Genomic DNA, 15,256 nt, shown 5'->3' on the forward strand with positions numbered 1-15,256 from the left:
CCAGGCTGCAGGTCTACTGGGCCAGCGGCGCGAACAGGTCGACACCGTTGCCGTCGGGGTCGTGCACGACGGCGTACCGCTGGCCCCAGAAGGCGTCCCACGGCTTCAGCTCGCCTTGGTGACCGGCGCCCACCAGCTCCTCGTACACGGTGTCGACCTCGCCCGGTGTGTCGCAGCGCAGCGCGAGCGAGGCCCGGCCGCCTCCGGACGGCGGCCGCCACCCCGGGTGGAACGAGTGGACGGTGGCCTCGGTGTCCAGCAACAACCGTAGCCCGCCGGGCAGTTCGGCCTCGGTGTGCGGCTCCCGTTCGGCACCCTCGGGGAAGGCGAACCCGAGCCGGCGGTAGAAGGAAACAGAGGCGGCCATGTCGGAGACGACCAGGCCGATGGCATCGAATCGTGGACTCATACGGCCACCGTAGGCAGGGCCGGTGCAGCCGGTCTTGAAGGAAACGGACGTCCGGCCCGGAAGACCGTTCCACAGGTGTTTCCGGCACACACGTCAGGGTGGCCCGATGGACAACCTTGGCCGTCGTGAGCTGCCGAGCCGGCACTTGACCTGGCCCGGTCCCTCTTCCAGTACCACCTGGACCGACTGGAACCGGAGGACTTCCGATGGGAACCGGCAGCTCACCCCTTGGACACTCCACCCGGTCGCCGCCGGAGGGCGGACGCCCGACCGGGCGGACACGGAACCGGACCACGTCCCGGTTCCGGGCGTCGGCTGGGTGAGCCGGCATCTCGCCCGGTGGCTGGGAGTCGCCACCGACCACCTCCTCGGCCGCCCGCCCCGGGAGCGCGCCGACGTCCGCCCGCCAGGGGGCGGGGAATCGGCCGTCGCCTGGCTGCGCGGCCTGCGCGAGGAGTGGGCGCCCGCGGCGGCGGGGCTCACCGACGCCGACCTGGACCGGACCGCTCCGTTCCCCCGGCCGAACGACCCCGAGCACCCTGTGGCCCCCTGCTCGCCCGGGTGAACGCGGAGCTGGTGACGAACGTGTCCGAGATCGGGCGAATGCGCCTGCTGAAGAGCGGCCTGCCAGGTCAGTCGAACGTCACCGGCCCGTTGGGTGTGTCCAGCGTGAACGAGAAGCCCGCGGGGCCCTCGCCGAGGGTGAGGTCGGTGCCGAGGGCACTCAGCAGAGGGCGGATGTCCTCGGCCTCGGGGGCGGTCGCGGTCAGCTCCAGCAGCGGACTGACGGGCAGGCCCGACGCCGAGGGGTGGGGCGTGGTGCCCCAGTCGATGAGGAAGGGCACCAGGCCGGACGGGTGCGGGGAGCCGCCGTCGGTCAGCCGCCACCGAAGCAGGGTGCCGTCGGGACGACGTCGGCTCATCTCCCGTACCTCACCGGTGTCGTAGCCCCGGGCGCGGGCGGCCGCGACGGCCGCGTCCAGATCAGGCGGGCTGATCGCCCAGGTGATCGTCCGGGCTGAGGGGAGCACGTCCATCCCGAAGGGCCGTGCCTGGGACGGCGCGGGCTGCTCCGGATCGGGGCCGATGATCTCCAGGTACGCGCAACCACCCAGCCCCACCAGGTAGTTGCGGGTGCCTAGCCCGATGTGCACCCCGCCCGGCGCCGGGGCCACTCCCGTGCGCCGGGCGAACTCGGCGACCGTCGTCGCCAGATCGGGCGTTGCGAGGACGATGTGGTCGAGACGTGCGGGAATGGTGTTCATCCTGCCCGAGCCTACGCGCCCGGCCAATGCTGCCGCCTCCCGCGCTCCCGCGCGGCTGCGGAAACCGCATAGAGGCAATGGATCCGGCAGAACTCGGCGTCCGTGCACAGACGTTGGGATTCCCACCCGGAACCTGTTTGCACCGCCTGGGCAACCGGTTACGACATTCTCCTGGCGCTCCTGCAGACCGCCACCGTGGTGAGCCCCCTGATCGACGGCGACCCCCTGCGCGCCGGCATCGACCAGGCCACCGACGACCTCCCTCTGGCGAACACCCAACTCCTGCCCGTCCGAGTCAAGCAGCGATCCGGAACGCAGGGACGCCCGCTGCGCTCCGGCCCGACCTGTCCGCTCGTGAGCGAGGGCCGATTTGGATGTATCGGCCTGGGGCACAGCGCTGGACCCGTGGGTTCACGCTGTTCGGGGCCCTGATCCCCGCGGGTTCAAGGAAACCGAAGGCTCTTCAGTCCTGGCGCAGACAGCAGCCGCAAGGTAACCGGTGGCCTTGAGAGCTTCGTTCGCGGCTGGTGACACGGTTCTTACCGCCCTGCTGACTGCGCGGCTTCTGCGGCGGCCGCCGAGAGACGGTCTCCGGGCCCGCTCGGAGACCGTGGCGGCTCAGAAGTCGTAGCAGACGTAGGCGCCCTCGTGCCCGCGGGCGATCCGGTCCGAGCCCCAGCAGTGGAGCATCGGCCCAACGCGGTACAGGGCGGCGCCACCGGCCAGCAGGACAAGGACGGCGAGCACGGCGGTCACGATCCGCATGGTCGTCATCCGCCGTACGAGCCACCAAGCCCCGGCGACCGCAAGCGCCCCCAGCCCCAGCATGACGGCCGATACCGGGGCGGTGTTGTTCTGGATCCCGGGAAAGCGGTCCGGGTGCGCGGCGTGTTGGACGGCGGCGAAGGCGAAGAAGAACAGCAGCAGCCCCAGCAGCAACAGTCCGACGGAGCCGACCCCGCGGCCGACGGCCCGGCCCCGGCTCCGCGGGCTTCCGGGCGCCTCGGCGTCGTCCGCGCGCACGAGCCGCCGGTCGAGGACCGCCCGCAGCCGGTCCACCTCCTCCGGATCCGCCACGGCCCGCTTGGGCAGGACGACGAAGCCGACGGCGGACTTGTCTGCGCTGAGAAGCACGAACAGCTCCGGCGTCTCGACATAGCGCGAGTAGAGGTGCCAGTCGAAGCCGGCCGAGCTGTGCGCGGTGGTGAGCCGGACCCCGGTGTCGTCGACCGTCCCGCAGATGTCTCCCTGCCGTTCGGCGAGCCGGTGGAGGCGGCGCGCCTGCAACCGCGGCACCGCAGTCATGAAGGCGACGAGGACCACCACCCCCGCATACAGCGGCCACGGTGTGTCCCGGTGGCCGGAGCCGGCCGCCGACAGCAGGGCGCCGACGGTCGTGACCGCCACCGTCCAGACCAGGGCCCCGCGCTGAAAGCGTCCCGCGCCGGTGCTCCTCGCGCGTGCCCGCAGCGCGGACGCCAATTCGCCGACGGTCGGCCGGTAGGCCAGCTCCACCGGTCTCTCGGAGACCGCGTCCGTTTCCCGGCCCTCGGCCATGTCCCCTCCTCGATTCGGTGATCAACCGGATCGTAGAGGCTTTCTCAGCCGCTCCGGCTGGGACGTTGACCTGGGTGTCGCGCTGAACCACGGTAGCGGTCCTGGCAGCGGGCGGGCGTGGGCCTCACTCATCGAGCGATGAAACTGCGAAGACGCCATCAGGCCGCATCCGATGCGAGATTCTCGCGTCAGATGCGATAGACGGAGAGTGCGGGCGGACGGGTGGGGGCGGTCTCGTCAACAGGGCCGAGACCGACACCCGGCAGCCCACTGTGGGCAGCCCGGGCCTGACCGACACGGCCGAGAACCTGGCGCGTAGTGGGCGGACCCGACCACGTCCCTCGAAGGCGCGAGGAACGCGCCGACCCCAACCCACGACGAGTGCCTCCCGATCCGCACGGCGACTTGTCCGCACCTGCTGCCACCATGAGGCCCATGAGCCACATCATCACGATGACCACCGCTAACCAGAGCCGCGTCGTGGCCTACCTGCAAGGAGGCGAACTCGACGCGACTCAGCAGCGCATGCTCCGCGATCACATACGCAAGGACGCCCACGCCGACCAGCTCAGCCTCGAACGCCAAGGCATCGATCTGGGCCTCACCATCCCCGAGGCACTCGACCACCTCCTCGCCGGCCACGCCGACGCGGACGGCGAATACGTGGGCCACGCGTACTACAAGGCGCTCCAGCACATCATCGACTGGAGCGGGTCCGATCCCAGGGATTTCGGCGTGTACTCCAAACCCTCCACGTTCTTCGGGTGCATGGGCGACGAATTGCGGCGCCTCGGTGTCCCAGCAGGCCTGCTGCCACTCGACTTCCTGTTCGCCGGGCCGCCCGACGAGATCCCCTTCCACGTTCCGCCGCCCATGGACGGGTACCCGGCCATCGGCCGTCTGCCGCTGGCCGAGGCCAAGCCACTCGCCGACGCCTACGCCGCAGTCCTGGACCGCATGGACACCGCCTTCACCCATGAGGCCCAGAGGCTCATCGACATGATGCGGGTCGAGCACGACGAATGGCAGAGCGCTCTCAAGTACGGACACACCATGGACACGCTGTTCTTCTCCATTCAGGGCTGACCGACTCCTGCCCCTCCCCGCTCGCCGCGCAGCCCCCCACCTCACGCCGCTGCGCGGCCCTGGCCGTCATGGCGTGGTCCAACGCCATTTCGGATCCGGAGCGATGAACAAGGCGCTCCCAGAGGACCCGCTACAGCGGCAAGCACGCAGAGTGATCTTCCGGCCGCGCCGGCGGCGCATACGCGACACCTCGACATGCGACCTCACCAGTCCCGCCGCCGACGCACCGCCACGGCATCCGCCTTCGTCGAGGCCCTCGATCGTCTTGCTGAGACTCTGACGGGGCTACAACTACCATCGGACGGTTGGCCCTGCGCTTCGGTCGGCAGGCTCCTCCTGGCCTTGTCGGCGAGTTACGGGATCACGCACAAATTCCGTGAGGGCGATCAACGGCATTCGGCCTCGGTGACGCAACGTCATCTGAGACCGTAGTGCGGCGTGACGACCTGGTCGGTGACCTGTTTCCGCACCTCAGCGAGTTGCTGGTGGAGCGAGTGTTCTCCGAGTGCGGTGTGATGCGGCTGGTGGCGAGAACTCGGGAGACCGAGGTGGCCTGTCCTGTTTGTGCGGCGCCCTCCAGCCGGGTGCACAGCACGTATGGGGAGTCACCTGCCGCAGCCGTCCGTCGGCCAGCCCCGGGAACCCACCCTTGATCAGTTTCGACCAGTCGGCCTCGCTCATCGGCGGCCCACCCGGGGCGATCCCGGACGCCTCCGCCGGGGCTATGTACTTCCTGACCGTCTTGCGGTCCACCCCCAGCGACGCGGCCAATGCGCTCTTCGAGCGGCCCGCGTACCAGTGGATGTAAATCTCGGTGATGTCGACCACGACGAACGTTCTCCTCGCCATCCGGGCTGCCCATCGGCCTTCCGAACCACGGGACGAGGAACATGAGCAGCTCCGCGACGACCTCCCTCGATCCCGGACTCCGCGCGGAGCGCGGCGTCAGCCGAGCTGCCCGGTCGGCCGCATGGTGATGTGGTTGATGTCCACGCCCGCGGGCTGGTTGACGGCGAAGACGATCGTGTCCGCGATCTGCTCGGCGGTCATCGTCGGCGTCGCCTCGGGGGTGCCGCCGCGCTCGTCCCAGAACGGGGTGTCCACCACCCCGGGGGCGACGACGGTCACGCCGACTCCGTCCTTGCCGACCAGCAGCCGGGTGTTCTCGGCCAGCGCGTGCGCGGCCCACTTGGTGACCGAGTACAGGTTGCCAGGCGTGTTGCGCACCCCGGCGACCGAACCGATGATCACGATCCGGCCCTTGGACTCCCTGAGGTGCGGCAGGGTCTCCCGCACCAGCAGGGCCGGTCCCAGGACGTTGGTGAGGACCATGGCGCGCATGTCCTCGGGGGCGTGGCTCTCCAGGTTGCCGGGCAGTGAGAAACCGGCGTTGGCGATGACGTTGTCCAGTCGGCCCCACGCGTCCACCACGCGGCGCACGGCGGAGGCGACGTCGTGCGCGTCGCTGGTGTCGCCGGTGATCGTCAGCAGCCGCTCGCCCGCTCCGGCCGAAGCGGCGAAGGCGGCCAGCTTGTCTGCGTCACGTCCGGTGACGGCCACGCGGTGGCCCTGCTTGAGCAGGGCGCGGGCGGTGGCGGCGCCGATTCCGGTCGAGCCACCGGTGATCAGCGTGACGGGTTCCATGGGACGGCCTCCTCAGCGATATGGGTCACCGGGGCTCCGCCAGGGTCCCGGATGCCGATGAACGCGAGGTGGCGCGTGAGGTCGGCCGACTCCGGGTCGCCGGTTCCCCGAAACGCCTGCACTATACCCAGCGATCTTCCCGCCGAGCCGGTACGCCATCGCTGACCGGCCACGATGCCGTACGAAGTGGCCGAACCCGCGCTGCAGGCACCCATGTTGGGCCCTGCGCGGCGCGCAGGGCCCGGGCTGCGCTCACGCTCCTGGTCCGGCAAGCATGACGGATCCACGCCAACCTCCGCGACCGACTCCAAGAAGCCAACGAGCAGGGCTGGCTCGGCGAAGTCGCCGCGAACGAGACCACCCTGGCGGACGCGGAAAAGAAGCTCCAGGCCATGCGCGAGGCCACGAACCACAGCACCACCATCAGCCTCGGCATGCCCGATATCCGCCGCGCGACAGGACGATCGAGGTGACATCCTTGCCGGATGCTCCTGCCCTCAACCTCCCCGCAGACCCGGCGACTTGAGTGCGTCCGCATCGAAGACCCCACGGGGTCCCACGAGTGGACGGGCGTTCCTGGAACGACCACCAGAACGTGGCTCGACAAGGAAGCCCTGGAAATCCTCGATCTCGTGACCGATCTGCCGACGGGCGACGTCATGCGCTGCTTTATGCCCGGATACGGCATCCGAGCCCACAACGCCGATCAGCTCCTCTTCGAGATCGCCTTCTGCTTCCAATGCCACAACGCACTCATCCTCCAGCCCGCCCCTCACAAGCGACGTGACCTCGTCGGCTTCAAGGCCGACAGTCGACTCGCCCAACACCTACTGGCGCTGTTCAAGGCCCTTTGATTCCCAGTAGACGCCCTACGACGACACGATGCAGGAACTCGCCCAGTTGCACGGCCGAACCCATCTCGGGGTGCCGCGTTTCGGCTCGTCAAGCGGACGGCAACTCTGACGGCGGTGATGACATCGGACCTGCGGGGACAGGCGCTCGTCCCGCAGGCGCACGGCGGTGGCGAGCATGTCGTCGTCGGAAACCGGTGCCCCGCCGATGGCCTTGCCCTTGGCACGGGCGGTCTCCTGGCCCTCCAGGGTCTTGATCGCGGATGTAGTCGCGCTCGAATCGGCGCGGCCGGGAGCGATGGGGACACGGCCGGGTGGCAGCCTGTCCTCGCGCCGGGCTCAGCTGCGTGCGATGGCCCGGCTGGCCTGGGAGCACCCGGCCGGTTCAGGCTGCCGGGTGCCCGGATTCCCGCCCGCGTCCAGGGCACGCTCCGGGAAAGGGGCCGGTCGTTTCGCGACAGCCGACCCCTCCCCCCCCCGATTCGCGTCCCCCTGACGTGTCAGTCCCGGCTATCAGCAGCTGGGGCTGTCCATGATGCGGATCTTGTCGACGGTGCCGATGGAGCGCAGGTCGTTGCGCGAGTCCTCCGGTCCCAGGCACAGCCGCGCGCCGTTGGTGAAGTGGAGCAGCGCGGCGCCTGGAACCGTTCAAGGCGGAGTTTCTCGCCGCCGCACGCCACAGCCTGACCTGACCTGACCACTGGCACAGCCACTCGTTGATCGAGGCGATCAGCACGGTCGCCTCGGCGAGGAGCCGGGGGGCTTCGAGGGTCGGGGGGTGCTTCGATGAGGGGAAGCGAGGGGCGGGTGCGGGGACATGATCGTCAGCCCCGCGGTGGCGCCGTACTCGCCCGTTGCACGAGCCGCGTCGACAGCTCCGTCCGCGTTCCTTCCGGGTGGTCCCCGTCCATCATCCGTACCAGCAGCCGCAGGGCTGTCGCCGCCATCTCCGCCAACGGCTGACGGACGGTGGTGAGGGCGGGGGTGGTCCACCGGGACTCCGGCAGGTCGTCGAAACCAACGACGCTGACGTCGTGCGGAATCCTCAACCCCCGTTCCGCCAGGGCCTGGTAGACGCCGAGGGCCATGCGATCGGAGCAGACGAAGACGGCCGTCGGCGGTTCGGGCAGATCGAGCAGTTCGCGCATGCGCCGATGGGCGACGGACTCGTCGAAGCCCCCGTTGCGCAGGTACTCGGGGCGGTGCGCGAGCCCGGCCGAGGCCAGCGCCGAGCGGTAGCCGGCGACCCGGGCGCTGCTGCACATCTTGCGGCGTGGGCCGGCGATCACGGCGATGCGTCGGTGGCCGAGCGCCAGCAGGTGCTCGGTCGCCGTCACCCCGCCCTGCCAGTTCGCCGCGCCCACCGACACCACCCCGGGCGGCGGCTCGACCACCGGGTCGATCATCACGAACGGCGTGCGGTGCTGCTCCAGCCACGCGAACTGGGACGCCGTCAACTCAGCCAGATTGAACAGGACTCCGGCCGATCCGCGGGCGGTCAGCTTGTCCAGCCAGCCGCGCTGCGGGCGGCCGACGCGGGTGCGGGACAGGGCGGCCGAGACGACCACGTCCAGACCCGCGTCGTGCGCCGCCTCCTCCACGCCGTGCAGCACCGCGCCCGACCAGGAACTGTCCAGAGAGTGCACGACGAGGTCGACCAACCGGGGAGGCTTGGTCGCGTCGAAGCGCGGTCTGCGTACGTAGCCGAGCCGGTCCAGCGCCTCCGTGACCCGGCGTCGGGTCTCGGGGGCGACGTCCTCCCGGCCGTTGACCACCTTGGAAGCGGTCGGCACGGACACCCCGGCCTCGCGAGCCACGACCGCCAGGGTCGGCCCGGCCGTCATGCTCGCACTCGCCGTGCGCACCATCGGGAACCACCTCTCCGGCCCGCCCGAGGGCCAGCGAAAGTTCGACCAGCGCCCTTTCGGAGCCGATTCGGAAAGCAGGCGGCTCGCAGAAAGCGCTTGCTATCCTAGGTGCGCCTCAGCCTGACGTGAAGACACCGGGAAACGCGGGATCTTGAACGCCTGAACTTTCCGATGAACTTTCCGAAACCCCGAGCACGTGGGACGGCCCCGAAGGAGGGCGGGCGCCGGCGACAGCGGCAGGTCTGCCTGCGTTGTGAGGGCACTGGGCCGGTGTGGCTGTCCTTGGACGGCACGCCCGGGTTCACGCCGACGTACAGGTCAGCCGGAAGTCCCGGAAGTCCGCGGTGAAGGACGCGTCGACCAGGTCCCGGACATGGATCCCGGCCAGGGTGCCGGTGAAGCGCAGCCGCCCGCCGTGGTCGTCGGACAGCCGGCCGGCGTCCAGCGGCGGCCCGACCGGCGTGCGCACCCCGTCGCGCACGTACCAGAAACGCGCCTCCACCCCGTCGACCGTGACGCCCAGCGTGACCGGCACGCTCGCGTCGACGTCCACGACCGCCGCCTGCCGCGCGCCCTTCTCGTCGCGCTCCACCAGGCTGAGCACCGTCCGTCCCTCGCCGCGCCACTGCTGGCCGCGCTGCGGTTCGCCCGCGGGCTCCGCCCAGGTGAGATCGAGGGAGAGATACGCCTGCGCGTCGTAGCGGAGGATCAGGCCCGCGGCCTGCGTGAAGGTGAACGGCTCTGCGTCCACGGTTACTTGAGCGGTTGCCCGGTGCTCGGTGAGGCGTTGCGCGAGCAGGCTCTGCGCCCAGCGGGACTCCGGGCCGTGCCGCCCACGCAGGCGGATCCAACCCGGACGGGAGGCGGCGTCCGCCCAGGAGGGATCCGGCGGTTCGCGCAGGGTGCTCCAGGGCCAGCCCAACGGGGCACAGGAGGAGGGGGGTTGGGGATGCTCGTACGGACCGGCCGGTACCGCGACCTCGACCGACGGATGCCAACCACCCTGTCTGAGGCGGGGTTTGCCCTCCGCGTCCCAGGTCACCGCCTGGATCGCGGTTTCCCGGCCGAGGGTGCAGCGGGGGCCGTCCGGCGTGTCGAGCGGGCGGGCCGTGAGGTGGCTCAGGAACCACTCGCCGTCCGGCGTCTGGACCAGCTCGCCGTGCCCCGCCTTCTGCAGCGGCAGCTTCGGGTCGTCGCGTGAGGTGAGCAACGGGCGGTCGTCGAGTTCGTACGGTCCGGTGAGACTGCGGCTGCGGGCGGTCCGGACACCGTGCTCGAAACCGGTTCCGCCCTCGGCGAGAACGAGGTGGTACCACCCGCCGCGCTTGAGCAACTTCGGTCCCTCGACGAGCCGTTCGTGCTGGAGCAGCAGATGGGTGTCGCCGAGCGGGGCGAGTGTGTCGCGGTCCAGCTCCGTCAGGACGATGCCCGCGAAGCGCTTGCCGCCCGGGCGGTGGTCGTTCTGGAGGTTCAGCAGCCAGAGCCGGCCCTCCTCGTGGAAGAGAGCGGGGTCGAAACCGTGACTCGCGACACGGCGCGGCGGCGTCCAGGGGCCGCTCACGTCGGTGGCCGTGGTGACGTAGGTGTCCTGGTCGAAGTACGGCGTACCGACGGACCGTACGACCGCGTAGGCCATCCAGAAGCGCTCGCCGTCCCAGCTCAGCGACGGCGCCCAGATGCCGCCGGAGTCGGGGACGCCGGCCAACGTCCCTCCAGGAGCGGCTCCTTGGACATGGCCCGCGTACTCCCAGTGCGCCAGGTCGCGTGAGCTGTGGATCGGGATCGTCGGGAACCACTCGAAGGAACTGGTCGCCGCGTAGTACCGGTCGCCGACCCGGATCAGGGACGGATCGGGCGCGAAACCGCGGATCACGGGATTGTGCAGAACGGTCACTTCAGCGCCCCCAGTGTGACGCCGGTCCGCCAGTAGCGACGCATCGCGATCATCATGATCGCCATCGGCACGATGGACAGCAGTGCGCCGGTCAGCACCAGGCTGGTGACGTCGACGCCCGATTCCAGGCGCTTGCCGCTCCAGTTGTACAGGCCGATGTTGAGCGTCCAGTTCTTCTCGCCGCGCAGCACGGTCAGAGGCAGGAAGAAGGCGTTCCAGGTGTTGACGAAGGCCAGCAGGAAGACCGTGGCGCCGCCCGTCGTCATCATCCGCAGGACGATGCTGAAGAAGATCCGCAGCTCACCGGCGCCGTCGAGGCGGGCCGCCTCCAGGAGTTCGTAGGGAATCGTGGCCTCGGTGTAGACCTTGGCGAGGTACACGCTGAACGGGTTGATCAGGCAGGGGATCAGCATCGCCCAGGGCGTGTCGACCAGGCCGATCTCCGAGAACATGAGGTAGAGCGGGAGGGTGAGCAGCGCGATCGGGATCAGGAACGAACCCACCACGCTCGCGAACACCACGTTGCGGCCGGGGAAGTCGAATCGGGCCAGGCCGTAGCCCGTGGCGAGGGCGATCAGCGTTCCGCCCAGGGAGCCGACCCCCGCGTACAGCAGGGAGTTGGCGGTCCAGCGCAGGAAGATGCCGTCCTCGTACGTGAACACCTGGTGCAGGTTGTCCCACAGGTGCCAGCCGGAGAACCACAGCCCGTTGCTCTGGTAGAGGCCGACGCGGTCCTTGGTGGCGGCGACGATCAGCCACCACACCGGGAACAGGCTGTAGGCGCTGGCCAGGACGAGTCCGACGAGCAGGAAGCGCTGGCCGCCGCGCGAGCCGGTGGCCGGGTCCGGGCGGGTCCGGCGGCGGACGGCCGGCGCCGGGGGCTTGTCGGGCTTCTCGGCGCGGTTTTCGGTGAGCGTCATCAGTCGGCCTCCCTCGAAGTCAGCCGGTAGAAGAGGAAGGAGGCCACGCCGAGGATGAGGGCGAGCAGCACCGACAGGGTCGCGGCGTAGTGGTAGTTGCCGGCGTTGAACGCCTGGTTGTAGATGATCATGATCGGCGTGAAGCTGTCGTTCACCGTCTGCGGGGTGACGTTCCTGAACAGCGCCGGCTCGTTGAAGATCTGCAGCATCTGGATGATGGACAGCAGACCGGTCAGGACGAGCGCGCCGCGCACGTACGGGACCTTGATGCTGCGCGCGATCCGCAGCTCGGAGGCCCCGTCGAGCCGGGCGGCCTCGAACAGCTCGCGGGGCACGGCCTGCAGCGCCGAGTAGATGATCACCATGTTGTAGCCGATGCCGTGCCAGGTGAGCAGGTTGCCGATGGACGGCCAGACCATGGATGGCGTGAAGAAGTTCCAGTCGAACCCGAACAGCTTGCCCAGCGGGGTCAGCGGACCGACGTCGGGGCTGTAGAGGTTGATCCACACGATCGCCGCGACCACCCCCGGGATCATGTACGGGACCAGGAGCAGGATCCGGAACCGGCCGGCCGCGCGCGAGGTGAGCGTGTCCAGGAGCAGCGCCAGTACCAGGCTGATGAACAGCATCACCGGGATCTGCACGCAGGCGAACAGCACCACGCGCAGGATGGAGCTCAGGAACGCCGAGTCCGTCAGGCCCTGCTGGTAGTTGTCGAAGCCGGAGAACTCCTCCGTGGCGCCGCCCAGACCGAGCCCGGACTGCTGCGTGCGGAACAGGGACTGGTAGACGGCGTAGCCGATCGGGACCAGGTAGAGAAACACGAAGCCGAGCTGGAAGGGCACCGTGAAGGCGGCACCCTTCCAGCGCAGGGAGCGAATCATCGAGTCTGCCTCAGCCCTTGACGCTGATGCCGCGGGACTTCAGGTCGTTGACCGTCCACTGCTGCATGTGCGCGAGGAGGTCGGTGACCTTCTGCTCCTTGCTGACGACCTTGCCCCAACCCGCCTGCAGCTCGGTGAACATCGCGGTCCAGTCCGGGCCGAAGGCCCAGTCGGTGGTGACGGTTCCCAGGCTGTCCTTCACGACCTGCTGGGCCGGCTGGTAGTTCGTACCGAGCAGCTTCTGGGAGATCGCCTCGCCGACGTAGGAGTTGCTGTCGGCCAGCGCGGGCATCACGCCGTTGCCGGTGGTCGGGCTCGCCATCGTCTTGACCGCGCCGGTGTCGGTGGACATCCACAGCGCCGCCTCGGCGGCCTGCTTCTGGTTCTCGCACTGCTTGGGCACCAGGGTCACACCACCGCTCTGGTTGGTGCCGGCCGGGGTCTTGGCCGCCTCACCCGCGAAGGTCGGCCACGGCGTGAGCGCCCACTGGCCGAAGGACTTGGTGAAGTTGTTCACCATGCCGGCCATCTGCCAGGTGGAGATCTGGCGGGTCGCGGTGCCGCCGTTGTCGTAGTTGCGCTGGACGGCGGCGTAGTCGGCGAAGGAGAGCTTGGAGTTGAGGTCGTTGTCGATGATGTCCTGGATCACCTTCGCGGCCTTGAGAGTGCCCTCGTCCTGGAAGTTCACCTTCCAGGAGTTGCCGTCGACGGAGTACCAGTGCGCCCCGGCCTGCATGGCGAGCACCTCCAGGGTGCTGGGGTCCTCACCGGCGTAGTTGGTGATCTTGACGTTGTGCTTCTTCAGCTCCTTGCCCGCGGCGATGAACTCGTCCCAGGTCGTGGGCGCCTTGAGGCCGTACTTGGTGAAGATGTCCGTGCGGTAGATGGTGAACGCGGGTGCCGAACTGGTCGGCACGCCGTAGACCTTGCCCTGCACCTGCCCGGCGGCCCAGGACCCGGTGTTGAACTTGGCCTTGCTCGACTCGACGTACTTCGTGATGTCGGCGAGCGCGTCCTGCGAGACCCAGCTCGTCACGTATTCGGCGGTGTTCTGCACCAGGCAGGGGGCGTTCTTCGCCTTGACCGCGTTGGTCAGCTGCTTCTGCATGGTGAGCTGGTCGGTGACCTTGGTGTACTTGAGCTGGACGTCCTTGTGGGAGGCGTTGAACGCCTTGACGACCGCCTCCTGTCCGTTGGCCCAGCCCCAGAATTCGAGGGTGACCGGACCGGACGACTTCGAGGACGAGTCATCGTCCCCGGACCCGCCGCAAGCGGTGAGTAGACCTGTCAGCGCGAATCCCGCAACGGCGGCGCGGGCGAACCTTCTCCGGGGGCTGGTGGAGTTCATCTGACCGTGATCCTTTGGGAAGTAGGCCTCGGAAACGAGGAACGGCGGCTCGGTACTGGCCAGGAACGGCGGCCGGAGGACATCGGCTCGCGGTTGCGGGGGGTTCGGCCAAAGCGGAAGCTGTAGTAACCGGTTGCTTGGACCGTAGGACGGCCGCTCCGCCCATAGCAAGAGGTAGGCGGAAACTTGTTACGACTGCTGATCCGTGGGGTGAAGTTCCAGGGAACGTCGCCTACGGTGAATCAGGCGGAATCTGCGCAGGTCAGAGGTGATGCGCAGGGGCCTTCAGGACTCCTGGCGGGCACCGCTCAAGCGCTCGGCGAGGTCGGCAAATACCTGCGGAAAACGGTTTCGTAACGTAATCACAGCTCACCCGCTCACATGGCGAGGCGGAGGCTGCACCGAGTCGCGTACGACGACATGGGTGCCCAGCACGAGGTGCTCGCTGTCGCCGCTCCTGCGGCTGCCCGAGCCGCCTTCGCGCCGGTCGGCGACCGCGCGCAGGGCGACGCGGCCCATCTCCTCGTACGGGACGTGCACGGTGGTCAGCTGGGGGGTGAGCTGGGAGGCCAGCGGGATGTCGTCGTAGCCGACGATCGACACGTCCTCCGGGACGCGCAGGCCCGCCGAGCGCAGCGCCTGCATGGCTCCGGCCGCGACGATGTCGGTCCCGGCGAGCACGGCGGTGAAGTCGGGTGTCTCGTGCAGGGCCGTCTCGACGGCCGCGTACCCGTGCTCGTCGTCGTACGGACCGTGCCGCACCAGGCCCGGGTCGAACGGCACCCCGTACGCCTCGAAGGCCCGCCGGGCGCCCTTCAGCCTGCTCTGCGCCGTGGTCAGCCCGGCGGGGCCGGGCAGCACCAGGACCCGCCGGTGGCCCGCGGACAGCAGATGGCTGGCCATGGCGTAGGCGCCGGACTCGTTGTCGTAGTCGACCGTCGTGGCCGGTACGTCGCCCTCCAGAGGCGGCCTGCCGACCAGGACCAGGTGCGAGCCGGCCGCGTCCAGGGAGCGGGCGAAGCGGGCCATGCGCAGCTGGTACTCCTCGTAGTCGTAGGCGCCGCCGAGCAGGACCACCGCGGCGACACCCTGCTGGCGCATCATGTTCACCAGGGCGAGCTCGCGTTCCGGGTCGTCGCCGGTGGTGCCCACCAGGGAGAGCCATCCGCGCAGTGTGGCGGCGCCCTCGACGCCCTTGGCCACGTGGGCGAAGGCGGCGCCGGTGATGTTGTTGAGGAGGATCGCGACCGTCGGGGTGCCGCCGCCGGCCAGGGAGCGGGCGTGGGCGTTGGTGACGTAGTCCAGGTCGCGGACGACCTTCATCACCCGGCGGCGCAGTTCTTCCGAGACCGGGTAGTTGCCGGACAGCACGCGCGACACGCTCGCCACGGACACGCCCGCGCGCTCCGCCACGTCACGGATGGTCGACCGTCCGGCGTCCGTGCTCGTCTTGCGCTGACTCACCGTGCTGGCTCCTTCGCCGTCGTGGTCCGCCCGCCGGGGAGGCCCAGGCCGCCGGTCCCCTCGGCG

14 protein-coding genes are annotated in these 15,256 nt (G+C 69.5%); 4 read left to right on the top strand and 10 right to left on the bottom strand.

Annotation, left to right across the window (positions count from 1 at the left end; all coding sequences use genetic code 11):
* Positions 1-13: 13 nt before the first annotated feature.
* Positions 14-409 carry a VOC family protein gene (locus tag OG289_RS38150; protein WP_327318571.1) on the bottom strand — a complete coding sequence of 132 codons (396 nt, stop codon included), beginning with the start codon at positions 407-409 and terminating at the stop codon, positions 14-16.
* 319 nt (positions 410-728) lie between these two features.
* Between OG289_RS38150 and OG289_RS38155 the strand changes: the two genes are divergently transcribed.
* Positions 729-974 carry a DinB family protein gene (locus OG289_RS38155; protein ID WP_327318572.1) on the top strand — a complete coding sequence of 82 codons (246 nt, stop codon included), beginning with the start codon at positions 729-731 and terminating at the stop codon, positions 972-974.
* Positions 975-1,041: 67 nt separating this feature from the next.
* Here the strand turns inward: OG289_RS38155 and OG289_RS38160 are convergent, their stop codons facing one another.
* Both OG289_RS38160 and OG289_RS38165 read right to left on the bottom strand, forming a co-directional pair.
* Complete coding sequence (locus OG289_RS38160) at positions 1,042-1,674, bottom strand: VOC family protein (RefSeq protein ID WP_327318573.1); 633 nt, start codon at positions 1,672-1,674, stop codon at positions 1,042-1,044.
* Positions 1,675-2,292: 618 nt separating this feature from the next.
* Positions 2,293-3,231: a YcxB family protein gene (locus tag OG289_RS38165; RefSeq protein WP_327318574.1), complete on the bottom strand. Its 939-nt coding sequence runs from the start codon at positions 3,229-3,231 to the stop codon at positions 2,293-2,295.
* A gap of 435 nt (positions 3,232-3,666) precedes the next feature.
* On the opposite strand from OG289_RS38165, the gene OG289_RS38170 reads away from it, so the two are divergent.
* Positions 3,667-4,317, top strand: coding sequence for a DUF7691 family protein (locus OG289_RS38170; RefSeq protein WP_327318575.1), 651 nt, complete (start codon positions 3,667-3,669; stop codon positions 4,315-4,317).
* A gap of 649 nt (positions 4,318-4,966) precedes the next feature.
* Complete coding sequence (locus tag OG289_RS38175; protein ID WP_327318576.1) at positions 4,967-5,125, top strand: hypothetical protein; 159 nt, start codon at positions 4,967-4,969, stop codon at positions 5,123-5,125.
* Between the two features lie 137 nt (positions 5,126-5,262).
* Here OG289_RS38175 and OG289_RS38180 read toward each other — a convergent pair whose 3' ends face one another.
* Positions 5,263-5,961, bottom strand: a complete 699-nt coding sequence (locus tag OG289_RS38180) for an SDR family oxidoreductase (protein WP_327318577.1) — start codon at positions 5,959-5,961, stop codon at positions 5,263-5,265.
* 485 nt (positions 5,962-6,446) lie between these two features.
* Between OG289_RS38180 and OG289_RS38185 the strand changes: the two genes are divergently transcribed.
* Complete coding sequence (locus OG289_RS38185) at positions 6,447-6,815, top strand: hypothetical protein (RefSeq protein WP_327318578.1); 369 nt, start codon at positions 6,447-6,449, stop codon at positions 6,813-6,815.
* Positions 6,816-7,636: 821 nt separating this feature from the next.
* Here OG289_RS38185 and OG289_RS38190 read toward each other — a convergent pair.
* The 6 genes from OG289_RS38190 to OG289_RS38215 form a co-directional block, all read right to left on the bottom strand.
* Positions 7,637-8,680 carry a LacI family DNA-binding transcriptional regulator gene (locus OG289_RS38190; RefSeq protein WP_327318579.1) on the bottom strand — a complete coding sequence of 348 codons (1,044 nt, stop codon included), beginning with the start codon at positions 8,678-8,680 and terminating at the stop codon, positions 7,637-7,639.
* Between the two features lie 301 nt (positions 8,681-8,981).
* Positions 8,982-10,574, bottom strand: a complete 1,593-nt coding sequence (locus tag OG289_RS38195) for a family 43 glycosylhydrolase (protein ID WP_327318580.1) — start codon at positions 10,572-10,574, stop codon at positions 8,982-8,984.
* Positions 10,571-11,494, bottom strand: a complete 924-nt coding sequence (locus tag OG289_RS38200) for a carbohydrate ABC transporter permease (RefSeq protein WP_327318581.1) — start codon at positions 11,492-11,494, stop codon at positions 10,571-10,573. Before OG289_RS38200 ends, OG289_RS38195 begins: the two co-directional genes overlap by 4 nt.
* On the bottom strand, positions 11,494-12,378 hold the full coding sequence (locus OG289_RS38205; RefSeq protein WP_327318582.1) for a carbohydrate ABC transporter permease: 885 nt from the start codon (positions 12,376-12,378) through the stop codon (positions 11,494-11,496). The genes OG289_RS38200 and OG289_RS38205 overlap by 1 nt, the downstream gene beginning before the upstream one ends.
* Before the next feature lie 10 nt (positions 12,379-12,388).
* Positions 12,389-13,726: an ABC transporter substrate-binding protein gene (locus tag OG289_RS38210; RefSeq protein ID WP_327318583.1), complete on the bottom strand. Its 1,338-nt coding sequence runs from the start codon at positions 13,724-13,726 to the stop codon at positions 12,389-12,391.
* Positions 13,727-14,095: 369 nt separating this feature from the next.
* Positions 14,096-15,190 (bottom strand): LacI family DNA-binding transcriptional regulator, encoded by a 1,095-nt coding sequence (locus OG289_RS38215; protein ID WP_327318584.1) that lies wholly within the window; start codon positions 15,188-15,190, stop codon positions 14,096-14,098.
* Positions 15,191-15,256: the final 66 nt, after the last annotated feature.

This window comes from Streptomyces sp. NBC_01235, assembly GCF_035989285.1.
Taxonomy (GTDB): Bacteria; Actinomycetota; Actinomycetes; order Streptomycetales; family Streptomycetaceae; genus Streptomyces.